This window comes from Stenotrophomonas sp. a6, assembly GCF_030913325.1.
GTDB lineage: Bacteria > Pseudomonadota > Gammaproteobacteria > Xanthomonadales > Xanthomonadaceae > Stenotrophomonas > Stenotrophomonas maltophilia.
In genome coordinates this window covers 3,145,845-3,167,832 of sequence record NZ_CP133161.1, presented here as the reverse complement: position 1 = coordinate 3,167,832, position 21,988 = coordinate 3,145,845, and the positions used below count along the sequence as shown (strand labels likewise).

Below are 21,988 nucleotides of genomic sequence, written 5' to 3'. Positions count from 1 at the left end.
CCGCGCGCGGGGGTCAATTCACCAGCCGCCGGGACGCCACCGCAGCTGTGCCTCGTTGGCCTGCAACCAGGCCTGCAAGGGCGCGGCGATGACCACGTCGGCGGCGGCCAGCAACTGCGGGCCATCGAAGATCAACGGCAGCTGCGCGCGTCGCCAGGGGGCGAGGTGCTCGCGCTGCAGGCAGTCCTTCAGCGCGTGCGAATGCTGGCGACCCGGCAGCAGGATGCGCTCGCCGCCCACGCGTGCACGGACCTGCAGTGGCTGTTCGAAAGCGCCGGCGCCCAGCAGGCTCAGCTGGCCACCGTCGGGCAATGGCAGCGGTGCACGGCCATCCCACTCGGCCTGCCAGTCGAGGGGCAGCGAGGGCAGCCGGGCCGGCAGCAGATAGGCGTGGTCGCGCCATTGCTGGATCACGTGCTGCTGCCAGCGCACACGCGCCTGGCGGTCGGTGTCGGCCGGCAACAGCTCCTCCAGCGCCTGCTGCAACACCGAGGCCGGCAACGGTGCCGCATCATGGCCCAGCACCCACGCGCGCAGCACGCGTGCTGCGCGGCGCGGCGACATCTGGCGCAGCAGTTCCAGTGACAGCACGCGCGGTGCCACTTCCAGATGCGCGATCAGCTCGGCGTCTTCCTCGTCCAGCAGTTCGCGGGTCTGCCGGCAATGCGTCGCGCTGCCCGCCAATGCTGCAGCCGCATGCGGCCAGCGCTGGCGCAGCAACGGCAACACCTGCAGGCGCAGGAAGTTGCGATCGGCGTGGTCTTCCGCGTTGCTGGGGTCTTCGATCCAGCGCAGCGCGTGCTGGCGCGCGTAGTCGAGCAGTGCACTGCGTGGTACCGCCAGCAGCGGGCGCCACAAGGGATGTTCGCCAAGGCGGCTGTGCGTGGACATCGCCGCCAGGCCATCGACGCCGGAAGCGCGCAGGGCGCGCAACAGGAAGGTCTCGGCCTGGTCGTCCTGGTGCTGCGCCAGTGCCAGCGTTTCGCCTTCGCGCAGCTCAGCCGCGAACGCGGCACGTCGTGCCTGTCGCGCGGCACCTTCGGTGCCCAGGCCTGTGCCGTTCTCGACCTGCACGCGGTGCACGGCCAGCTCAATGCCCCAGGCGTCGCATTGCTGCTGGCAGTGCAGCACCCAGTCATCCGCATCGGGTTGCAGGCCGTGATGCACGTGCACCGCGCGCAGGGCGGTGCCGGAAGTCTGTGCGCAGCGCCACAGCCAGTGCAGCAGCACGGTGGAGTCGACGCCACCGCTGTAGCCCACCAGCAGCGGCGCATCCAGCGGAACGAGGGCAGGGAAGGCAGTCACGGTGGCAAGTATAGGGTGGGGTTTACTTGGCAGGGCTGCGCCCTGCACCCGCTACGAGCCAGAGCAACAGCAACAGCAACGGCAGAAGCTGGTTTCCTGAAGGTTGGCGGGGTGGGTCCGGTGGTGGGGGACGCCGTAAACCCGTCCCTGGGGGCTTGGCCGCGGCATCCATGCCGCGGACACCCCCGCCACCGGACCCACCCCGCCTTCGACAGTTTCCTGCGAACTGTCGGAATTGCTCTTGGGGTCAGATCCGTTTTCCTGCGGAAAACGGATCTGACCCCGATTTATTTCGATATTTGACAGATTTCATCCACGCAGGGCGTGGATGGTCCAACCGTCATCGGAAATCTGTCGGGGGTGGGGCGGTGTGGGTGGGCAGGACCGTTGGCGCCATGGATGGCGCCATCGAGCCCCCATGGACGGGTTTACGGCGTGTCCTGACCACCCACACCGCCCCGCCCAACTCACAGAAAACCAGAGCCGCTTTTGATCTTGATTTGGCTTCGGCTTCGGCAGGTGCAGGGCGCAGCCCTGCCGAAAACCCTACTTCACCCGACGACCCGAACGGTCGATGCGGAACCACTCTCCGCCTTCCATCGGCGTGTGGCCATCGGCATCCGGCGTACCACGACGGCAACCATTGCAGACCTCGGCCACGCCGTCCTGGAACGGCCATGCGAAATCGAAGGTGCCGGGCACCACCTGGCGGAACGTCAGGTCGAAGTAGCCCACGCGGTTGCCGACGCGGGCGCGCAGCAGGCCTTCCTGCGGCGTTTCCGGGCCGTTGTCCCAGGTCAGCACCGGCAGGCTGCGGCCCTTGCGGTCGACGTAGTGGAAACCCTGGTCGGCGTACACCACTGCCAGGCCGTGGTCGTCGTAATTCAGGTCCTTCAGCGTGTCGGCGCTGATCTTCGGCCGGTGATCGATCACCTCGCAGTTGGGCAGTGGCCACAACCCGTGTTCGTCGGTCAGCAGCTTGCATGCCGGTGCCTGTGCCGCTGCAGTGGCGCTGACCAGCACGCCAAGCAGGGCCAGCGACCGCGCGAAGCGGCCGCTGGCAGCGTCAGGGCCGGCCTGCCGTGCGATCACTTGGCCTCGGCCTTGCGCTCGAACGCGGTCGGTGCCGGCAGCTGCACCGGCACGCCCTTGTCATCGCAGGTGCCGGCCTGGCACAGGCGCTCGCGCAGGGCCGGGGTGGCCTGCACGATCATGTGATAGATCGCGTTCTGTTCCAGCGTGCCGCGGATCGCCTTGCTGCCCGGGCCGCGTGCCCAGATGCCGACGTCCTCGCCACCGTGCGATTCGGACTTCATCGGCACCAGCGCTTCCTGCATGTAGTCCGGATGCTCGGTGTCGACCTCGCGCAGGTTCGGGCGGCCGTTGGCCGGTTCGAAGCTGCTCGGGTTGTGCGGGTAACGCTTCGGGCCGGCCGGCTGCTGGTTGCTGCTGCCGGTATGGCCCGGGCCGTTGGCGTAGCTCAGCGTGGTGTACGGCTGGCCGGTGCCGTCCAGGGCGTAGTCCAGCTTGCCGGCGCCGTCTTCGCCGCCCTTGTCCTTGACCTTGCCCAGGATCGGGTTGCCACGTGCCGGGTAGCCGACGAAATTCAGCGTGTGCGAGTGGTCGGCGGTGACGATGATCAGGGTGTCGTCGGCGGAGGTCAGTTCGTTGGCCACGCGCACTGCGTCGGACAGGGCCACGGTCTCGGTCAGTGCACGGTAGGCATTGCCGCTGTGGTTGGCGTGATCGATGCGCGCGCCTTCGATCATCAGCACGTAGCCTTCCTGGTGCTTCGACAGATTCTTGATCGCTGCGGCAGTCAGTTCGGCCAGGCTCGGCTCGCCGCCCGGATCCTGCGGGCGCTCGTACTCGTAGCGCATGTGGTCCGGCTCGAACAGGCCGAGGATGGCCGGTGCGTTGGCGGCGGCGGCCAGCTGCTTGCTGTTCCACACGTAGGCACCCTGCGGGTGCGCCTGCTGCCATTCCTGCACCAGGCTGCGGCCATCCAGGCGCTGGCCGACCTTGTCGTCGTATTCCGGATCGCGCTCTTCCACGGTGGTGAATTCACCGCGGCCGCCACCGAGGGCGACCAGGGGGCCGCGACCATAGCGTGAGGTCGACAGCAGCTGCTGGGCGATGTCCTTGCAGCCGGCCGCCTTGGCCGCTTCGGTCAGGTCGGTGTCGTTTTCCCAGTTGCGCTCGGGCGAGTGCGCGTAGGTGGCGGCCGGGGTGGCATGGGTCAGGCGCGCGGTGGAGACCACGCCGGTAGCCAGACCGGCGCTGTCGGCCAGCTGCAGCCAGGTCAGCAGGCCCTTGGACAGGCTGTCGGCACAGTCGGTCCGGCTGCCGGCGCTGACGCCGATCGCACCCATGTGGGTCTTCACGCCGGTGGTGATGGCGGTCATGGTGCCGGCCGAATCGGGCGTCTGCGAATCGGTGTTGTAGGTCTTGCTGAATGCCGTGGCCGGGAAGCGCTCCCAGGACAGCAGGTTCTCTTCACCGGAGCCACCTTTGCGCTGGCCCTCGTAGATGCGCGAGGCGGCCACGGTGGTCAGGCTCATGCCGTCGCCGAGGAACAGGATGACGTTCTTGGCCTTGCCGGACATCGCACCGTTGGCGGCGGCCTGGGCGGCGCCACTGCGGTACCACCACTGCGGGGTCTCGCCGGCCGGGTGGGCGACGGGGTCGACGGCGACCTTGAGGCTGGCCGGGGCAGTGGCGGGGGTGGTGCTGGCGCAGGCGCCCAGCAGCAGGGTGGTGGCGCAGGCGGCCAACAGGGAGACGGAACGGCGCATGGACGCTGGGATCTCACAAACTGTAACGGGACGTTCATTATGCCCGCCCTCGCAAGGCACGCCGATGACACACTGATTTGCCGGTCGGGCGGTCGTTCCCCAGCCGTTGATGGGCTATCGTGCCAACATCCCTTCCTTCCCTCTGGATTGCCTATGAAGCTGGTCTCTGCCTGGCTGCGGATTCCATTCTGGCAGCGCGTGGTCGGTGGCTTCGTGCTCGGCGCGCTGGCCGGCTGGGCGCTCGGCCCGGCCGCGGAAACGTGGTTCGGCCCGCTTGGCGAGCTGTACGTCACCCTGATCAAGATGATCGCGGTGCCGCTGGTGTTCTTCGCGGTGATCAATGCGATCTCGTCGCTGCACGGCCAGAAGTCGGTTGCCGCGCTCAGTGGCCGCACCTTCCTGTGGTTCGTGATCACCGCTGCGTTGGCGGTGTGCGTCGGACTGGGCGTGGGCACCGTGCTGCAGCCCGGCGCCGGTGGCCTGCAGCTGACGATGGCCAGCAATTACGTGCCGCGCGAAGTGCCCAGCGTGGTGCAGGTGCTGCTGGACGTGGTACCGGCCAATGTCTTCTATGCGCTGTCTGGTATCGGCACCAAGGTCAACGCGGCCGGCGAAACCGTGCTGGCCGCCGGCCGTGGCTCGATCCTGCCGGTCATCTTCTTCGCTGGCCTGGTCGGCTTCGCCATCGTCAAGCTCGGCGAGAAGGTGACCGAGGCGCGCAAGCTGGTCGGCCAGATGAGCGACATCATGATCCAGGTGACCCGCTTCGTGCTGGAAGTCACCCCGATCGGCACCTTTGGCCTGATCGCCGGCCTGGTCGGCAGCTACGGGTTCGAGAAGCTGCTGCCGCTGGGGCATTTCGTGCTGGCCCTGTACGTGGCCTGCGCCCTGCACATCGTGGTGGTCTACAGCGCACTGTTGTTGGCGCACGGACTGAACCCGCTGAAGTTCTTCCGTGGTGCGGCGCCGGGCATGCAGGTTGCGTTCGTCAGCTCTTCCAGCTTCGCGGCGATGCCGGTGGCACTGCGTTCGATCACCCACAACCTGGGCGTGAACAAGGATTACGGTTCGTTTGCGGTGCCGCTGGGCGCCAGCATCAAGATGGACGGCTGCGGTGCCATCTACCCGGCGCTGTGCGCGGTGTTCATCGCGCAGTACAGCGGTGTGCCGCTGACCCCTGAACAGTACGTGGTGGTGCTGATTGCTTCGGTGCTGGGCAGCTTCGGTACGGCCGGTGTTCCGGGTACCGCGGTGATCATGGCTACGGTGGTGCTGAGCGCGGCCAACCTGCCGTTGGAGACGATCGGCTACCTGTATGCCATCGACCGCATCCTCGACATGATGCGCACGATGACGAACGTGACCGGCCAGATGCTGGTGCCGGTGATCGTGGCCAAGGAAACCGGGCTGCTCGACCAGGCGGTGTATGACAATCCGTCCAGCAATGTGGGTGTGGACGACCCCGATCCGACGCCGCCACGCGGCTGAGGGTGTGTGGAGACGAAAGGCCCGCCCTGAACGGCGGGCTTTTTGTTTGGGAGCTGGCTGGCGCGGTGGCGGTCATGCCGGGTCTGGTAGATCCACGCCATGCGTGGATGGAGGCGGTGCCGACCAACGGTCGGCCCCCACCAAAGGTCAGTACCCACCGAAGGTCAGTACCCACCAAAGGTCAGTACCCACCAAAGGTCAGTACCCACCAAAGGTCAGTACCCACCAGAGGTCAGTACCCACCAGAGGTCAGTACCCACCAGAGGTCGGTACCCACCAGAGGTCGGTAGATCCAAGCCCTGCGTGGATGAAGGCGATGCCGACCAAGATCGGCAGCTACCCACCATTGCGCGGGCCTAACAAAAAAGCCGCTGCAGGGCAGCGGCTTTCTCGTGTCAGGCGGCGTGGTAGCGCCAACCGGCCAGATCAGAGATCGACCCGGCGGGCCTGCATGAACTTGTTGCCCCAGTAGCCGCTGAGCAGGGTGTCCACGCGCACGTCCTTGCCCGAGCTCGGTGCGTGCAGGAAGCGGCCATCACCCACATAGATGCCGACGTGATCGACGCGGCCCTTGCGGCCGAAGAACACCAGGTCACCGGCGGCCAGCGCGGTGCGGTCGTTGATCAGTTCGGCGTTGTCGTCATGTGCCATTTCGCGCGAGACGCGCGGCAGCTCAATGCCCAGGGCCGAGCGGAACACGTAGCCGACCAGACCACTGCAGTCGAAGCCGCTGTCCGGGTTGCTGCCGCCCCAACGGTATGGGGTGCCCAGCAGGGTCATCGCGCGACGCAGCAGCGACTGCACCTTGCCATTGTCGGCCGCGGTGCCGACAACGCTGCCATTGGCAGCGCTGCTGGTGTCGTAGTTGGCGAGGAGGCGGCTGAGGTCACCGGCCACCACGGCCGAGCGGTCCATCAGCGGAATGGTGTCGTTGGCGGCAAGGTGAGGCAGCAGGGCGGCCAGGGTAGCGCTGGCGGCGGCGTCGACGCGGCTGCGTTGCGGAGCGGCAGCCTCGGCCTTGGCGGCCGGTCGGGCGGTGCTCTCGGCCACCGGGCCCGGGGTCACATCGGAACGGTTCGGAGCAGTCTGCGACCAGGCCGGAAGGCTGGTCAGACACAGTGCCAGGCCAAGCAACAGCGGGCGGGCACTACGTGAAGATACGGAAGTCTGGCCTTCGCTTTTCAGGTCGTCAGTCGTCACGCGTCGGTCACAGGAAAAAAACGATGGGGCATCATGCCCTGTAAAAGCGCGGATAAGTTAAAAATTCCGTTAGTAATTCGTTAGTTGCACGGTGATGTTCGTCACAGTTTTGAACATATCGCCTGTTCATTTTAGCGAAGGACGCGTTTCGCCCCTGTGTAGTGGTCCTTCCAGTAGGGACCGCTGAGCGAGTCGAGGCGCACGGTGCCGCCGGTGCTCGGCGCATGCACGAAACGCCCTTCACCGACATAGATACCGACATGGGTGACGCTGCCGCGGCTGCCGAAGAACACCAGGTCGCCGGTGGCCAGGCGCTGCGGATCGATCTTCGGACCCTGTACCGCCGCCAGGTCGCGCGAGGTGCGCGGCAGTTTCAGGTCCAGCATCTCGCGATAGACATAGGCCACCAGGCCGCTGCAGTCGAAGCCGGAATCCGGGGTGTTGCCGCCATAGCGGTAGGGGGTGCCGACCAGGCTGATGGCACGCATCAGCACCGAGTTGGCCGCCTCGGGGTTGTCCGGCACGGTCTTCGGCCAGTTCGCGGTCGGCGGGGGCGGAGCGGGGCGGGTGGCCTTGCCGCCGCCGCAGGCGGTCATCAGCACGGGCAGGGCCAGCAGCAGGGCCGGGGCGAGGAGCCGGCGCAGGCCGGACGAAACTGGCGTGATGTGCATGTTCTCCGGATAATGCGCCACCTTGGGATTGGCCGTCATGATGGCGGCGTCCCCGCCGGGCGACAACCCGCCCCAACCCGCCTGCCTCCGGCAGATCCAGACAGAGTTGCGCATGAAGATCGAAAAAGACCGCGTTGTCCGCTTCCACTACACCGTTTCCGAAGTCGGCCAGGAGCCGATCGAATCGTCCAAGGACCGCGGCGAGCCGCTGGCGATCCTGATCGGCCACGGCAACATCATCCCGGGCCTGGAAAACGCCATGATGGACAAGGAAGCCGGCGCGACCTTCAGCGTTGACGTCAACGCAGCCGATGCCTACGGCGAGCGCCGCGAGGGCCTGTCCCAGCGCGTGCCGAAGAAGCATTTCGGCAACACCAAGCTGGCTCCGGGCCAGCAGGTCGTGCTGCAGACCAACTTCGGCCCGCGTGCGGTGACCGTGCAGAAGGTCGGCATGAGCGTCGTCGACGTCGACCTGAACCATCCGATGGCCGGCAAGGACCTGCACTTCGACGTGGAAATCGTCGATGTGCGCGAAGCCGGCAAGGAAGAGATCGACCACGGCCACGTCCACGGCGACGGCGGTCACCACCACTGATCGCAGCGCGATCATGATGGCAGCAACGGCCCGCTTCGGCGGGCCATTGCGTTTCTGGAACACGGCGCGGCCATCCATGGCACGCGGGCCGGCGGCATAATGGCGGACCTGCCCGACGGACGCCCCGTGAACGCCGCTTCTCCTTCCCTGCAGCCGGTGGCTTCCGGCGAACGCATCGCCGTGCTGGACGTGCTGCGCGGTGCTGCGCTGCTGGGCATCCTGCTGATGAACATCGAGGCCTTCAGCGGACCGCTGGACCTGGCCTTCACCGGCATCGACGTGCATTGGCAGGGTATTGACTACTGGGCCGATGCCTTTGTCTACGTGTTCGTGCAGGGCAAGTTCTTCACCCTGTTCTCGTTGCTGTTCGGCGCCGGCTTCGCGGTGATGGCGCAGCGTGCCGAGGCGGCCGGGCGTGACTTCACCCCGTTCTACCTGCGCCGCAGCGCTGGCCTGCTGCTGATCGGTCTGTGCCACGCGCTGCTGGTCTGGTCCGGCGACATCCTGGTGATGTACGCGTTGGTCTCGTTGCCGTTGCTGGCCTGCCGCGAGGCGCCGCGCAGCTGGCTGCCGTGGATGGGTGTAACGGTCTATCTCGGCGGTGTGGCGATGATGCTGCTGGTCGGCGCGATGGTGTCGATGGCTTCGGCGGAGGACGTGCGGAAGATGCTCACCGACGCGCAGCAGAGCATCGATCTGCAGCGCCTGGTGTACGGGCAGGGCAGCTGGATGCAGGCCAATGCGCAGCGGCTGAGCGAGTTCGGCACGTCGATGGGGGCGATGCTGATCACCGGCCCGGAAGTGCTGGGCATGTTCCTGATCGGCAGCTGGTTTGCCGGCAGCGGCGCGCTGGCCACGCCGGATCGCTTCCCGCGGCTGTATGCGGTGTTGCGTTGGGGGGCGCTGCCCTTCGGCCTGCTGGTCACGCTGCTGGGTGTTGCCTGGAAGCCGTATCTGGCGCCGGGCGCTTACGATCTGCCGGTTACGGCGGCGATGGCGTTGGTGACGATCGGCGGCCTGCCGATGTGCCTGGGTTACCTGGCCTGGATCGTACACTGCCGCGCGCGGCTGGGCTGGCTGGCACCGGTCGGGCGCATGGCGTTGACCCATTACCTCGGCCAGTCGCTGCTGTGCACCTGGCTGTTCTACCACTACGGCCTGGGCGCGTTCGAAACGATGCCACGCAGCGTGCAGTTGATGTTCGCGCTGCTGCTGTTCACCGTGCAGGTGGGCATCTCGCACGTATGGCTGCGCCGCTTCCGCTTTGGGCCGATGGAATGGCTGTGGCGCGCGATGACCTATCGGCAGTGGCCGCCGATGCGGCGCGAGGCCGGCCAGGGCTGATCGATGCAGGGCGCGCGCGAGGATGTGATCGTGGTCGGCGCCGGTGCCATTGGACTGGCTGCCGCACTCGCGCTGCGTGCACAGGGCCGGCAGGTACGCGTGATCGACCGTGGGCGTGTCGGCGGCGCGACTTCGCATGGCAACTGCGGCACCATCACCCCCAGCCACGCGCCACCGCTGGCAGCGCCCGGCGTGCCGTTGCGCGCGCTGCGCTGGATGCTCGATCCGCGTGCGCCGCTGTACGTGCGTACACGCCTGGACCCAGCATTGTGGCGCTGGCTGCTGCAGTTCGGGGCGCGCTGCAACGCACGCGACTGGCTGCACGCCACGCGGGCACGCGGCGCATTGTTGAATGATTCACGGCTGCGCCTGGCGCAGTGGGTGCAGACGCATGCGCTGGACTGCGAGTTCGAGGCGCGCGGTCTGGACTATGTGTTCGGTGACGCCCGCAATTTCGATCACCACGCTGCCGAGTGTGAGGCGCTGAACGCACAGGGCATTGCCTCGGCGCGCATCGATGGCACCGACTACGCGCGCGACAATCCGGCGTTCCATGATCGCCTTGCCGGTGCGATCCACTTCCCCGGCGATGCCCAGCTGCGTCCGGACCGCTACACCGCCGAACTGGCGCGCGTGCTGCGCGCACAGGGCGTGGTGATCGAAGAACAGTCGGACGTGGAGGTTTTCAGCGCCGACGCGCAGGGTGTGCGCGTGCGTGCCGGTGAACGCATGCTGCAGGCGCGCGAGCTGGTGCTGGCGACCGGGCCGTGGTCACCGCGCTGGGCGCGGCAACTGGATCTGCGCGTGCCGATCCAACCCGGCAAGGGCTACTCGCTGACCTGGTCACGACCGGCGCAGGTGCCGCAGCGTCCAGTCGTGCTGAAGGACCATTCCGTGTTCGTGATCGCCTGGCGCGAAGCGCTGCGGCTGGGCGGCACCATGGAATTCGCCGGTGCCGATCCGCAGCTGCGCACGACCCGCCTGCAGGCCTTGCAGCAGGCCGCCGACCACTACCTGCGCGCGCCACGTGGTGCGCGGCTGCAGGAGCAGTGGTGCGGGTGGCGCCCCATGAGCGTGGACGACGTGCCGTTGATCGGCCGCGCGCCCGCGCATCCTCACGTCTGGCTTGCAGCGGGGCATGGCATGCTCGGCATCAGCATGAGCGCCGGCACCGGCCAGCTGATCGCCGATCTCGTCTGCGGCCGCACGCCGGCGATCGATCCTGCCCCTTACCGACCCGAGCGATTCCGATGAGCACTGCACCCTATGATTACGACCTGATCGTCCTTGGCGGTGGTTCCGCCGGCCTGGCTGGCGCGATCCGCGCCGCGCAGCACGGCAAGCGCGTGGCGCTGCTGGAGCCTGGTGAACTGGGCGGGACCTGCGTCAACGTCGGCTGCGTGCCGAAGAAGGCCATGTGGCTGGCGGCCGACCTGCACGAGCGCATCGGCCTGGCCAGTGCGATGGGTTTCGATGTCAAGGCACGCCCGGCATTGTCGTGGAAGGAGCTGGTGATCCATCGCCAGGCCTACATCAGCAACATCCACACCAGCTACCACAAGCGCCTGGACGAAACCGGCGTGGTGCGCGTTCCGGCGCGCGGTCATCTGCTCGATGCGCATACCGTGGCCTGCAGCGATGGCGTGCGTTACAGCGCTGAACATATCCTGATCGCCACCGGCGCGCACCCGCTGCGGCCTGACATCCCCGGTGCCGAACTGGGCCTGGTCTCCGATGATTTCTTCGATCTGCGCGCCGCACCGGCCGAGGTGGCGATCATCGGTGGCGGTTACATCGCGGTGGAGCTGGCCGGCCTGCTGCAGGCACTGGGCAGCAAGGTGAGCCTGCTGGTGCGTGGCCAGCGGCTGCTGGATCGCTTCGATTACGAGCTGACCGATCAGCTGGCCGAGAACCTGAAGCAGCAGGGCGTGCGCATCCATTTCGGCTATCGCCTGCGCGAACTGCAGCGCGATGGCGAACGCGTACGTGCATTCGGCCATGATGGCCCGCTCGACAGCGTGTTCGACGCGGTGTTCTTTGCCACCGGCCGCCGTGGCAACAGCCGCGATCTGGGCCTGGAAGCGCTCGGCATCGGTATCGGCGAACACCAGCAGGTGCAGGTGGACGAATGGCAGACCACGTGTGTGCCGAGCGTGCACGCGGTGGGCGACATCGCTGGCAAGGTCGGCCTGACCCCGGTGGCGGTGGCCGCTTCGCGGCGGCTGATGGACCGCCTGTTCGGTGGCCGCCCGCAGTCGAAGATGGATTACGAGAACGTGGCCAGCGTGGTGTTCTCGCATCCACCGCTGGGCGCGGTGGGCATGAGCGAAGAAGAGGCGCGCGCGCGGTTCGATCAGGTGAGCGTCTACCACAGCCGTTTCCGTCCGATGCTGCAGGGGCTGGCCAATGGCACCCAGCGCAGCCTGTTCAAGATGGTCTGTGCTGGTCCGGAAGAACGGGTGGTGGGCATCCACCTGCTGGGCGAAGCGGCCGACGAGATCCTGCAGGGGTTTGCGGTGGCGGTGAAGATGGGCGCGACCAAGGCCCAGTTCGACGACACCGTGGCGATCCACCCGACCTCGGCCGAGGAAGTGGTGCTGATGCGCTGAGCTGGACGGTTCTAGAGCCGAGCCTATGCTCGGCTCTCCAGGTCACCAGGCGCACCCATGCGACAATGGACGCCCTTGCGCCTTCCCTGGCCGCCCCGTGCGGCCCGCCGTCGTCCTGATGTCCAGCCCCGCTTCCCGTATCGCCACCGCTTCCCCACGCATCGCGCTGGGAGGCATCGGCCTGGCCGCGATCGGCGCCATCGCCGCCTCCGGCAAGGCCATCATCGTCAAGCTCGGCCTGCGTCACGGCGTGGATGCCACCACGCTGCTCGCCCTGCGCATGCTGATGGCGCTACCGCTGTTCGTGCTGATGGCACTGTGGGCCGCGCGCCGGGCCGAGCCGCTGTCCTGGGCCGACCGTGCCCGCGTGTTGTGGCTGGGCTTCACCGGCTACTACCTGTCCAGTCTGCTCGACTTCCAGGGCCTGCAGTACATCAGCGTGACCCTTGAGCGCCTGATTCTTTACTTGAACCCGACCCTGGTGCTGCTGATCAACGTGCTGCTGACGCGCCAGCGGCCGGGTCGGTGGCAGATCGGCGCGCTGGTGCTGAGTTACCTCGGCGTGCTGCTCGCCTTCGGCCACGATCTGCAGCGCGAGGGCGGGCAGATCATCGTCGGCAGCCTGCTGGTACTGGGCAGTGCGCTCAGCTACGCGCTGTACCTGTTCGGCAGTGGGCAGGTGGTCGCACGCATCGGCGCGGTGCGGTTGACCGCCTATGCCAGCTGCGTGGCCAGCGTGCTGGTGCTGCTGCATTTCGCGGTGACCCATCCGCTGCCGTTGCTGTGGCAGGCACCGGCGCCAGTGCAATGGCTGTCGCTGGTCAATGCCACCGCGTGCACGGTGCTGCCGGTGCTGGCGATCATGCTGGCGGTGCAGCGCGTGGGTTCGTCGCTGGCCGCGCAGGTCGGTATGCTGGGCCCTGTTTCCACCATCGTGATGAGCCTATGGCTGCTCGACGAACCGATGGGACCGGCGCAGATCGCCGGCACCGTGCTGGTACTGATCGGCGTACTGCTGGTGACCCGCCTGCGGCGCTGACACCGGAGCAGGCGCGTGCGCGCATCCTGGCGGTGATCCGCGCGATCCCCGTGGGCCAGGTGATGGGCTACGGCCAGGTGGCGATGCGCGCGGGCCTGCCCGGGCGTGCACGCCTGACCGCGCGCATCCTGGGCCAGAACGACGACCCGGACCTGCCCTGGCACCGCGTGCTGCGCTCGGATGGGCGAATTGCCATGGAAGAAGGGTCGGCCGGATGGCGCGAGCAGTCACAGCGGTTGCGCGCGGAGGGCGTAGTGGTGGAGAACGGCCGGGTGCGGATGCCGGCGGCTGATCCGGCAGCGGCACTGGATGCCGCTGTGTGGGGCCCGGGATGAGCACCGCTGGCGACTGAACAGGCCGGACCTGAGGGCCGCCAACAAGACACGGTGCTGCGGCTATGATGGAGGCCGTTCCATGCCGGTACTCCCATGTTCCCGCGACTGCCAACCGTCACCAAGGCCCTGCTGATCGCCAATGCGATCCTGTTCCTGCTGCAGCAGCCGTTCCTGCTCGGCATGCAGACCTTCGAGCCGTTCATGCTGCAACCGCTGCAGCAGGGCTTCGATGCGTTCTCGCCGGGCGGCAACTTCCAGCCGTGGCAGCTGCTGACCTATGGCTTCCTGCATGGCAGCTTCGGCCACCTGTTCTTCAACATGCTGGCGGTCTTCATGTTCGGCGCGCCGCTGGAGCAGACCTGGGGCGAGAAGCGCTTCCTGCTGTATTACCTGGTGTGCGTGGCTGGTGCAGGCGTCTGCCAGCTGCTGGTGGGCACGCTGCTGGAAAACCCGGCGACGGTGCTGGGCGCCTCCGGTGGCGTGTTTGGCCTGCTGCTGGCCTACGGCATGCTGTTCCCCAACCAGCGGGTGATGCTGCTGTTCCCGCCGATCCCGATGAAGGCGCGGACCTTCGTGATCCTGTTCGGCGTGGGCGAACTGGTGCTGGGCATGACCGGCTGGCAGCCGGGCGTGGCCCATTTCGCGCACCTGGGCGGCATGCTGTTCGGCTGGTTGCTGATCCGTTACTGGCGCGGGCAGCCGCCGTTCAACAAGCGCCGCCCGCCCGGCCCACCGAAGCGCCCGAACCATCTGCGCAGCGTCAAATGATCCGAAGGATCATTTGAGGCTGTGGGTGCCGACCGTTGGTCGGCACACCGCTACAGGTCCCGCAGCACCACCTGCGCCGCATTGTGCCCCGGTGCACCGGTAACACCACCGCCGGGATGGGTACCCGACCCACACAGATACAGGCCGGGAAGGGCGCCGCGATAGCCGGCCTGGCCGACCATCGGCCGCGCCGAGAACAACTGGTTGGCGCTCAGTGCGCCGTGGAAGATGTCGCCGCCGACCAGGCCGAAGGTGCGTTCCAGATCGAGCGGGGACAGCACCTGACGACCGAGCACGCTGTCAGCGAAGCCGGGCGCATAGCGTTCAACGGTAGCGATCATCAGGTCGGCTACCGTCTCGCGGTGGTCATCCCAGTGACGCCCATCAGGAAGTACCGGCGCCACATGCTGGCAGAACAGGCTGGCCACATGCTGCCCGGGCGGTGCCAGTGAATCGTCCAGCGTACTGGGTATCAGCATTTCCACGATCGGTTCGCGCGACCAACCGTCGCGGCGCGCATCCAGCCAGGCGCGATCCATGTAGTCCAGGCTGGGTGCCATGATGATGCCGGCACTGAGGTGATCGCCCGGACCGGGCAGGGCGCGGAACTCCGGCAGCCGCGACAGCGCCACGTTCATCCGGAAGGTGCCGGAACCGCAGCGCCAGTTCGTCATGCGTTCGCGTGTGGCAGCCGGTACCTGCGCCGGCTCCAGCAGCTGTTCGTACAGCAGCTTCGGATTGACGTTGGCGACCACCGCGCGTGCACGCAGGGTTTCGCCGTTGGCCAGTTCCACCCCCACGGTGCGGCCCTGTTCGGTCAGTACCCGTCGCACGCCGGCATCCACGCGCAGCTCGGCCCCGGCCTCGCGCGCCGCGCTGGCGATGGCCTGGCTGATCGCGCCCATGCCACCCATCGCATGGCCCCATGCACCCTTCACGCCATTGCACTGGCCGAACACGTGATGCAGCAACACGTAGGCGCTGCCCGGTGTGTATGGACTGGCATAGTTGCCGACGATGCCATCGAAGCCGAACAGCGCCTTGATCGGCTCGCTCTCGAACCAGCGGTCCAGGTATTCCGCCGCCGACAGCGTGAACAGGTCCAGCAGCTCCTGCCGCAGCGGTGCATCCAGCGCCGCCAGTTCGCGGCCGAGCTTCCCCATCTGCCAAAGTGCGGGCAGGCCGCGCCAGCCGCCGGCGACGCCGATGTCCGGTGGCGCGCGGAGAGCCCACGCGCGCAGTACATCGGCGAAGATCTCCAGGCGTGCTTCGTACGCTGGCAGGCGCTGTGCATCCCGAGCGGAGAATCCAGCGACTTCGGCCTGGGTGCGGCCAGGTGCCGACAACAGGTAGCGGTCGTCGGGCAATGGCAGGAAGTTGTTGGCCGGGCGCGTGACAATGCGCAGCCCATGCGCATGCAGTTGCAGGTCTTCGATCACCTTCGGTTGCAACAGCGACACCGTGTACGACGCCACCGAGTTGCGGAAGCCGGGATGGAACTCCTCGGTGACCGCCGCTCCGCCGAGCACGCCGCGCCGTTCAAGGACCAGCACGTTCTTTCCGGCCTTCGCCAGATAGGCCGCACAGACCAGACCGTTGTGGCCACCCCCGATGATGATTGCATCCCAGGACATCAGCACCTCTGAAAAAAGGGACGGAGGGGATTAAGTCGCAATTGGCACGGGACCAGCGGCGATGGGAAGAAACGACTTAATCCCCTCCGTCCCCTTCTTTTATTGCCGCTTCGATGGTGGCGATGTCGATCTTCTTCATCGGCATCATCGCGTTGAAGGCGCGCTTGGCCAGTGCCTTGTCCTTGCTGGTCACCGCTTCGATGAGCATGCGCGGGCTGATCTGCCAGGAGATGCCCCAGCGATCCTTGCACCAGCCGCATTGGCTCTCCTGGCCACCGTTGCCGACGATCGCATTCCACAGGCGGTCGGTCTCGGCCTGGTCCTCGGTCTGGATCTGGAAGGAGAACGCTTCGCTGTGCTTGAACGCGCTGCCGCCGTTGAGGCCGACGCAGGGAATGCCGCAGACGGTGAATTCGACGGTCAGCACGTTGCCTTCCTTGCCATCCGGGTAGTCGCCCGGCGCGTGATGCACGGCGGTGACCGCGCTGTCGGGCAGGAGGCTGGCATAGAAGGTGGCGGCCTCGAGCGCGCCGTTGTCGTACCAGACACAGATGGTGTTCTTGTGTGCCATGTCGGGGCTCCGCGATGGACGAAGCCGCAGCGATAGCACGCCGGGTGTTAAGCCGGGATGGGTATCACGGTGAGCGGAGACTGGGGGGGCGGTAACGGGTGGAGCGGGCTGCAAGCGGCTGATTAATAAACAAAACTTGAACAAAGTTCATGTTTGTATCAAAACTTTTCTTTCAATTTCAATTGGTTATTTTTGTTCAGCTGCCATTGCAAATTAAGAATTGATGAAATTAATATTTGGTTCAGCTACATGGGGCTGTCGCTTCCGTGCAGCAATTCTGCAACTGCAGCCTGATCTTCACCGAATCAAGGAAACTCCATGACCAGCAGCAAGCACGTCGCAAGGTTGAAGCGCACCGCCTTGGCGGTCGTCCTGACTTCTTTCATCGGCGCCGCAGCCGCGCAGAGCACGACCGGTTCGTTGTACGGCAGTGCGCCTGCCGGCACGACCATCGTCGTGCAGAGCGATACGGGCCTGAAACGCTCGGCGACCGTCGACAGCAATGGCCGCTACAACCTCGGCTCGTTGCCGGTGGGCAAGTACACCATCATCCAGCAGCGTGACGGCCGGACCGTCGATCAGCGCGAGAATGTTCTGCTGAAGGTCGGCGTTGGCACCGAGGTATCGTTTGCCGGTGGCAGCAGTGCCGCCACCACGCTGGAGGCCGTGAACGTCGTCGCGGCGAATGTGCCGAAGATCGATGTCACCAATACGGTGTCCAAGTCGGTCATTACGTCCGAGCAACTGGATGTGTTGCCACTGGGGCGCAGCGCCGAAGCCATCGCATTGCTCGCGCCAGGTGTTGTCGCAGGCAGTGGCGCGTTCAGCAATGGCTCGCGTTCGGTGCTGTCTTTCGGTGGTTCCAGTGTTACTGAGAATGCCTACTATCTGAATGGCTTCCTGGCCAACAATCCGCTCAGCAACCTGGGTGGTATCAGCCTGCCCTATGGGTCGATCGACCAGCAGGAAACGTTCATGGGCGGCTACGGAGCGGGATACGGGCGCTCCACCGGTGGTGTGATCAACCAGCTCGGCAAGCGCGGCACCAATGAATGGCATTTCGGCGTGCAGGCCACCTGGGCCCCGGACTCGCTGTCGGCTTCTGCGGCCACTGTCATCTATCCCAATCGCCAGCTGCCAGATGGATACAGCTACACCGATGACTCGTTGCCTGGTTCGCTCTATCGCTATCGCAAGGACGATGTCGCCACGCGTACCACCTACAGTGGCTATGCCAGTGGCCCGCTGATCGAGGATCGTCTGTTCATTCACTTGGCTGCGGAAAAGGACCGCACCGAAGGTGTGTCCACGAACAGCTCTGCAGCAACGCAGCAGGTGCGCAACCACTACACCATTGATGCGCCGAAGTTCTATGGAAAGATCGACTGGAACATCAACGATAGCAACACGCTGGAATACACCCGCGTGCAGAACACCGATCGCAACGGTGGCTACTACCGATCGTTCGACTACGAGGACCTGGCCGAAGGTGATCGCACCGGCACGTTCCCGAACACCACGAAGCTCAAGGACGACTTTGACATCTTCAAGTACACCGGCTACCTGAACGATGACCTGACCCTGAGTGCGGTATGGGGTCGCAGCAAGGAGAGCAATCTGGAGTCGAATCCGCTGGATACGGCCAACCCCTATCTCAGCAGCCCGGGCAATCAGGATCCGTCCATTACCGGTGGCCGCCCCATCCGCAACGACCAGTCGGCGCTCTATACCAAGTCGTCAGATGCGGGCAGCAAGACCCGAGGCCTGCGTGTAGACCTGCAGTACCGCATCGGCAACCACGAGCTGACCGGTGGTATCGATAACATGTACTTCCAGGGGCATAACGAAGGTCAGGCGATGACCGGGCCGGGGTATGCCTGGATCTATGGTCGTGTTGATCCGGCCTCGTCGCCGAATCCGGGCTTTGATATCACCCCGCCGGGCGGCAATGGCTACTTCGTGCAGAAGTACATCTTCTCCACGACCACCAGCATGTCGGTCAAGCAGAAGGCCTACTATCTGGAGGACCGCTGGCAGGTCACGCCGAACTGGTTGGTGACCCTCGGCATCCGCAATGACAAGTTCACCAACTACAACAGTGCGGCCAAGCCTTACGTCGACAGCGGTGACCAGTGGGCGCCGCGCCTGGGCGCGAGCTGGGATGTGTTTGGCGATTCGTCGCTGAAGGTGTTCGCCAACCTGGGCCGCTACTACCTGGCGTTGCCCAACAGCGTTGCCATTCGTGGTGCTTCCGCCTCGACGTTCACCCGCGAGTACTTCACCTATAGCGGAATTGATGCCAACGGCAACCCGACCGGGTTGACCGCTCTGGGCCCGGGCCCGGTGTCAGCCAACAATGAATATGGCCAGACCCCTGATCCGTTGTCGATTGCGCCGACCGACCTGAAGTCGCAGTACCAGGACGAGCTGATCCTTGGCTTCGAGAAGACGCTGGGCGAGCGCTGGAGCTCCGGTGCCAAGTTCACCTATCGTCGCCTGCAGACGGCCATCGACGATACCTGTGACTCCGATCGCATCCACGACAAGCTTGCCGCGATGGGCGTCGACGACAGCAATCTCGATGTCCCGGGCTGTGTGATCTTCAATCCGGGCAAGACCAACACCTTCATGATCCGACACGCGGATGGCTCGGGTTACACGCCGGTGCAGATGAGCTCCGCCGACTGGGGTTACGGCAACAAGAAGGCCAAGCGTGACTACATCGCCGTCGATCTGTTCATCGAGCACCCGCTGAGCGACAAGTGGTACGGACGTCTGGATTACACCTGGTCGCGCAGCTTCGGCAATACCGAAGGCCAGGTGAAGTCGGATATCGGCCAGGATGACGTCTCCAAGACCCAGGACTGGGATGCCGCGGCACTGATGGAATACGCCGGTGGCTATCTGGCGAACGACCGCCGTCACCAGCTGAAGGGCTATGGCGCCTATATGTTCAACGACGAGTGGTCGGCGTCGGCCACCCTGCGGATCATGTCGGGGGCGCCGAAGAGCTGCCTGGGCTACTACGGCACCGATGAGAGTGATCCGCTGGGCTACGACGCGGCCTATCACTATTGCGGTGGCAAGCCGTCGCGTCCGGGTGACGCCGGCCGGCAGCCCTGGACGACCCGCCTGGATCTGGGCGTGATGTATCGCCCTTCGTTTGCCGATCACAAGCTGGCTTTCAGCCTGGATGTTTTCAATGTGCTGAACCAGCGTCGCGCCGTGCAGTCTGACGCGGTCTATGAAGATGGCCCCTACACGGTGTCCAACACCTACGGCATGGGTACCTACTTCAGCGCGCCTCGTTCGGTTCGTGTCAGTGCGTCCTACGACTTCTGATCGCAGCACCTGATCGATCTCTCCAGAAAACGACCTGGACCCCGGCCATGCCGGGGTCCCTTTTTTGGGTCGCCAAGCGAAAAAAGGGCGCCCGAAGGCGCCCTCTGCATTACCAGTTGCAGCAGTTAGCTCAGCGCCAGACCTTGATCTGCTCGGCTTCGCTGCGCTGCATCGGCTGGCCGGCCTTGCAGCTGAAGGTGGCACCGAACGCCGGCAGGTTGGCCAGCGTGCCGTTGCTGCGCCACAGGCCCGGTGCACGGATGTCGGCGGTCAGGCGACGCACGGCCTCGTTCGGCGACAGCTGCTGCGCCCACAGTGCCGACCAGGCGCGGAAGAAGCCCTGTTGCTGTGCCTGCTTGGCCTTCGGCTCCTGCGCGGTGTACGCGGCCCAGGCCAGTTCCAGACCGGCGATGTCGGCCAGGTTCTCTTCCTGGGTGAGCGTGCCGTTGACCTTGGCACCCTTCACGCCCGGGAAATCGTAGGCGCCGTACTGCGCGGCCACGCGGTTGCCGAGCAGGGTCCAGGCGGTCTTGTCGGCCGGCGTCCACCAGCTGCGCAGTTCGCCCTTGGCATCGACCAGTGCGCCCTTGGCATCGATCGCACGGGTCAGCTCGTGGCCGACCAGGCCACCGAAGCTGCCGAACTTGTCGGCAGCGTCGGCCTTGGCGTTGAACACCGGCCCCTGCAGGATCGCAGCGGTGACGATCAGGCGGTTCTGCGCCAGGTCATAGGCCAGCGACGGCTGCTGCGGCAGCACGTCCCAGCGGCGGTCGGCGTTGCCCTTGCCGATGCGCTTCATTTCCTCACGGTGGCGCCAGGTCGACGCGATCAGCATGTTGCCGCCAAACGAACCACGGCCCATCGGCTGCACGCTGTAGTCGAGATCACGCAGCGGGGTACCGATCTCGATCTTCAGCGCGGCCAGCTTGGCCTGCGCTTCGGTCTTGGCTTCGGCACTCATCCAGCTGCTGTTCTTGACCGCTTCGATCTGCACTTCGCGCACCTTGTCGACGATCCATGCGGCCTGGCGACGGTCTTCGGCCGACAGGTAACGGGCGGCGTATTCGCGACCGAGCATCGGGCCGGCGGCCACGTTGATCGCCTCCAGCACGTCTTCCCAGCGCTGCGGCGGCAGGGTTTCGCCACGCAGCACGCGGCCGCGGAATTCGAATTCGGCGTCGCGGTAGGCCTTGGACAGGTAGGGCGCCATCGAGTCGCCCACGCGCCAGCGCAGGTAGGCCTTCCACTGGTCCGGCTTGAGCTTGGTGACCATGCCATCGAGCTGCTTGAACAGGCCCGGGTCGGCCAGCGAGACCAGATCGTCGTCCACGCCCTGGGCCTTCAGGAAGGCATCCAGCTGCAGGTTGCGGTAGCGGCTGTTGAGCTCCTTGGTGGAGATCGGCGCGTAGTTGTTGAACGGGTTGTTGATGCCGGCCAGCGACTGCGCGTTGCGCGCCAGTTCGGTTTCCAGTGCGATCACCGATTGCGACTCGGCATCCAGCTTGGCGGCCGGAGTGCCGGTCAGTGCCAGGATCTGCTTGACGTAATTGCGGTAGCGGCCCATCAGCGCAACGGTGTCGGCGTCGGTGCGGGTATAGAACGCCGGGTCCGGCAGGCCCATGCCGCCCTGCATGAAGTAACCGATGTGGCGGTCCAGCGCCTTCAGGTCCACGTCCGGGCCGAAGTTGAAGGCCACCGGGATGCCGACCTGGTGCAACGCGGCGATCGAGGCCGGCACATCCTTGGCCTTCTTGATGGCGTTGATGCGGGTCAGCAGCGGGGCGATCGGATTGGATCCGTCGGCTTCCACGGCGGCTTCGTCCAGGCCGCTGGCCCAGAAGTCGCCCAGCAGTTTCTGCACGTTGCCCTGCGGCGCCTTCATGGCTGCGTCGAGCAGTTCACGCTGCTGCTGACGGCTGCGGTCGACCAGCTGGCCCAGCGCGGTGGTGGCACCGGTCTGTGGCACCGGGTTGGCCTTCAGCCAGCCTGCGTTGGTGGCGTCATAGAAGTCGCTGCACTGGGCGCTGACGGCCGGGGCGCGCGCGGCCTTCTTCTTGGCGGCGGCGAACGCATCATGGGTCGGGACCAGGGTCGCCAGGCTGATGCCCAGGGCGATGGCAAGCGGACGGAAATTGGGCATGTGGAACGAATCCGTGATGGATTGAGGGCGCGCGCACTATAGCAAGCCGTGCATCGACGCGGCATGCACGCATCACGCTGCTTTCGCCGGCCAGGGTCGGCCGCTAACGGGGAGCGCCGAGATCATTGGATCCACACCATGCGTGGATGAAA

Annotated in this window: 17 protein-coding genes; 9 read left to right on the top strand and 8 right to left on the bottom strand. The window is 65.9% G+C overall.

The annotated features are described in order from the left end of the window. Positions 1–18 precede the first annotated feature (18 nt). From tilS to Q9Q79_RS14655, 3 genes are all read right to left on the bottom strand, one after another. Positions 19–1,305, bottom strand: coding sequence for a tRNA lysidine(34) synthetase TilS (gene tilS / locus Q9Q79_RS14665; RefSeq protein ID WP_201864079.1), 1,287 nt, complete (start codon positions 1,303–1,305; stop codon positions 19–21). A 546-nt stretch (positions 1,306–1,851) separates the two neighbouring features. After that, entirely contained in the window at positions 1,852–2,397 is a 546-nt protein-coding gene (locus Q9Q79_RS14660; RefSeq protein WP_201861804.1) for a WG repeat-containing protein, read from the bottom strand. Then, on the bottom strand, positions 2,394–4,100 hold the full coding sequence (locus Q9Q79_RS14655; protein WP_201861802.1) for an alkaline phosphatase: 1,707 nt from the start codon (positions 4,098–4,100) through the stop codon (positions 2,394–2,396). Before Q9Q79_RS14655 ends, Q9Q79_RS14660 begins: the two co-directional genes overlap by 4 nt. Before the next feature lie 153 nt (positions 4,101–4,253). Here Q9Q79_RS14655 and Q9Q79_RS14650 point away from each other — a divergent pair, with 153 nt between their 5' ends. After that, positions 4,254–5,588: a dicarboxylate/amino acid:cation symporter gene (locus tag Q9Q79_RS14650; RefSeq protein WP_005410518.1), complete on the top strand. Its 1,335-nt coding sequence runs from the start codon at positions 4,254–4,256 to the stop codon at positions 5,586–5,588. Positions 5,589–6,014: 426 nt separating this feature from the next. On the opposite strand, the gene Q9Q79_RS14645 is transcribed toward Q9Q79_RS14650, so the two are convergent. Both Q9Q79_RS14645 and Q9Q79_RS14640 read right to left on the bottom strand, forming a co-directional pair. Next, entirely contained in the window at positions 6,015–6,788 is a 774-nt protein-coding gene (locus tag Q9Q79_RS14645) for a C40 family peptidase (RefSeq protein ID WP_024958892.1), read from the bottom strand. A 131-nt stretch (positions 6,789–6,919) separates the two neighbouring features. Then, on the bottom strand, positions 6,920–7,498 hold the full coding sequence (locus Q9Q79_RS14640; RefSeq protein WP_005410516.1) for a C40 family peptidase: 579 nt from the start codon (positions 7,496–7,498) through the stop codon (positions 6,920–6,922). A 73-nt stretch (positions 7,499–7,571) separates the two neighbouring features. On the opposite strand from Q9Q79_RS14640, the gene Q9Q79_RS14635 reads away from it, so the two are divergent. From Q9Q79_RS14635 to Q9Q79_RS14605, 7 genes are all read left to right on the top strand, one after another. After that, complete coding sequence (locus Q9Q79_RS14635) at positions 7,572–8,054, top strand: peptidylprolyl isomerase (protein WP_012480915.1); 483 nt, start codon at positions 7,572–7,574, stop codon at positions 8,052–8,054. Between the two features lie 99 nt (positions 8,055–8,153). Next, the gene (locus tag Q9Q79_RS14630; protein ID WP_024956344.1) at positions 8,154–9,398 is read left to right on the top strand and encodes a DUF418 domain-containing protein; all 1,245 of its coding nucleotides are present in this window, start codon (positions 8,154–8,156) and stop codon (positions 9,396–9,398) included. A 3-nt stretch (positions 9,399–9,401) separates the two neighbouring features. After that, the gene (locus tag Q9Q79_RS14625; RefSeq protein ID WP_012480913.1) at positions 9,402–10,652 is read left to right on the top strand and encodes an FAD-dependent oxidoreductase; all 1,251 of its coding nucleotides are present in this window, start codon (positions 9,402–9,404) and stop codon (positions 10,650–10,652) included. Then, the gene (gorA, locus tag Q9Q79_RS14620) at positions 10,649–12,007 is read left to right on the top strand and encodes a glutathione-disulfide reductase (RefSeq protein ID WP_201861800.1); all 1,359 of its coding nucleotides are present in this window, start codon (positions 10,649–10,651) and stop codon (positions 12,005–12,007) included. The genes Q9Q79_RS14625 and gorA overlap by 4 nt, the downstream gene beginning before the upstream one ends. A 118-nt stretch (positions 12,008–12,125) precedes the next feature. Then, positions 12,126–13,046 (top strand): DMT family transporter, encoded by a 921-nt coding sequence (locus tag Q9Q79_RS14615; protein WP_024956342.1) that lies wholly within the window; start codon positions 12,126–12,128, stop codon positions 13,044–13,046. Beyond that, the gene (locus Q9Q79_RS14610; protein ID WP_224119427.1) at positions 13,043–13,381 is read left to right on the top strand and encodes an MGMT family protein; all 339 of its coding nucleotides are present in this window, start codon (positions 13,043–13,045) and stop codon (positions 13,379–13,381) included. Before Q9Q79_RS14615 ends, Q9Q79_RS14610 begins: the two co-directional genes overlap by 4 nt. A 93-nt stretch (positions 13,382–13,474) precedes the next feature. Next, positions 13,475–14,149, top strand: coding sequence for a rhomboid family intramembrane serine protease (locus tag Q9Q79_RS14605; protein WP_005410509.1), 675 nt, complete (start codon positions 13,475–13,477; stop codon positions 14,147–14,149). Between the two features lie 50 nt (positions 14,150–14,199). Here the strand turns inward: Q9Q79_RS14605 and Q9Q79_RS14600 are convergent, their stop codons facing one another. Together Q9Q79_RS14600 and Q9Q79_RS14595 are read right to left on the bottom strand one after the other, a co-directional pair. Then, positions 14,200–15,783 carry an NAD(P)/FAD-dependent oxidoreductase gene (locus tag Q9Q79_RS14600; RefSeq protein WP_201861799.1) on the bottom strand — a complete coding sequence of 528 codons (1,584 nt, stop codon included), beginning with the start codon at positions 15,781–15,783 and terminating at the stop codon, positions 14,200–14,202. A 76-nt stretch (positions 15,784–15,859) separates the two neighbouring features. Next, positions 15,860–16,354 (bottom strand): VOC family protein, encoded by a 495-nt coding sequence (locus Q9Q79_RS14595; RefSeq protein ID WP_049459374.1) that lies wholly within the window; start codon positions 16,352–16,354, stop codon positions 15,860–15,862. Positions 16,355–16,672: 318 nt separating this feature from the next. Between Q9Q79_RS14595 and Q9Q79_RS14590 the strand changes: the two genes are divergently transcribed. Next, positions 16,673–19,696, top strand: a complete 3,024-nt coding sequence (locus tag Q9Q79_RS14590) for a TonB-dependent receptor (RefSeq protein WP_049459373.1) — start codon at positions 16,673–16,675, stop codon at positions 19,694–19,696. Positions 19,697–19,826: 130 nt separating this feature from the next. Here the strand turns inward: Q9Q79_RS14590 and Q9Q79_RS14585 are convergent, their stop codons facing one another. Continuing rightward, positions 19,827–21,836 carry a M13 family metallopeptidase gene (locus Q9Q79_RS14585; RefSeq protein ID WP_005414105.1) on the bottom strand — a complete coding sequence of 670 codons (2,010 nt, stop codon included), beginning with the start codon at positions 21,834–21,836 and terminating at the stop codon, positions 19,827–19,829. Positions 21,837–21,988 lie beyond the last annotated feature (152 nt).

Excerpts from the sequence above, each read along its gene's own strand:
- Q9Q79_RS14600 (WP_201861799.1), bottom strand. The coding sequence starts at position 15,783 with ATGTCCTGGGATGCAATCATCATCGGGGGTGGCCACAACGGTCTGGTC.
- gorA (WP_201861800.1), top strand. The coding sequence starts at position 10,649 with ATGAGCACTGCACCCTATGATTACGACCTGATCGTCCTTGGCGGTGGT.
- Q9Q79_RS14630 (WP_024956344.1), top strand. The coding sequence starts at position 8,154 with ATGGCGGACCTGCCCGACGGACGCCCCGTGAACGCCGCTTCTCCTTCC.
- Q9Q79_RS14585 (WP_005414105.1), bottom strand. The coding sequence starts at position 21,836 with ATGCCCAATTTCCGTCCGCTTGCCATCGCCCTGGGCATCAGCCTGGCG.
- Q9Q79_RS14650 (WP_005410518.1), top strand. The coding sequence starts at position 4,254 with ATGAAGCTGGTCTCTGCCTGGCTGCGGATTCCATTCTGGCAGCGCGTG.
- Q9Q79_RS14595 (WP_049459374.1), bottom strand. The coding sequence starts at position 16,354 with ATGGCACACAAGAACACCATCTGTGTCTGGTACGACAACGGCGCGCTC.
- Q9Q79_RS14590 (WP_049459373.1), top strand. The coding sequence starts at position 16,673 with ATGACCAGCAGCAAGCACGTCGCAAGGTTGAAGCGCACCGCCTTGGCG.
- Q9Q79_RS14640 (WP_005410516.1), bottom strand. The coding sequence starts at position 7,498 with ATGACGGCCAATCCCAAGGTGGCGCATTATCCGGAGAACATGCACATC.
- Q9Q79_RS14615 (WP_024956342.1), top strand. The coding sequence starts at position 12,126 with ATGTCCAGCCCCGCTTCCCGTATCGCCACCGCTTCCCCACGCATCGCG.
- Q9Q79_RS14625 (WP_012480913.1), top strand. The coding sequence starts at position 9,402 with ATGCAGGGCGCGCGCGAGGATGTGATCGTGGTCGGCGCCGGTGCCATT.
- Q9Q79_RS14605 (WP_005410509.1), top strand. The coding sequence starts at position 13,475 with ATGTTCCCGCGACTGCCAACCGTCACCAAGGCCCTGCTGATCGCCAAT.
- Q9Q79_RS14655 (WP_201861802.1), bottom strand. The coding sequence starts at position 4,100 with ATGCGCCGTTCCGTCTCCCTGTTGGCCGCCTGCGCCACCACCCTGCTG.
- Q9Q79_RS14635 (WP_012480915.1), top strand. The coding sequence starts at position 7,572 with ATGAAGATCGAAAAAGACCGCGTTGTCCGCTTCCACTACACCGTTTCC.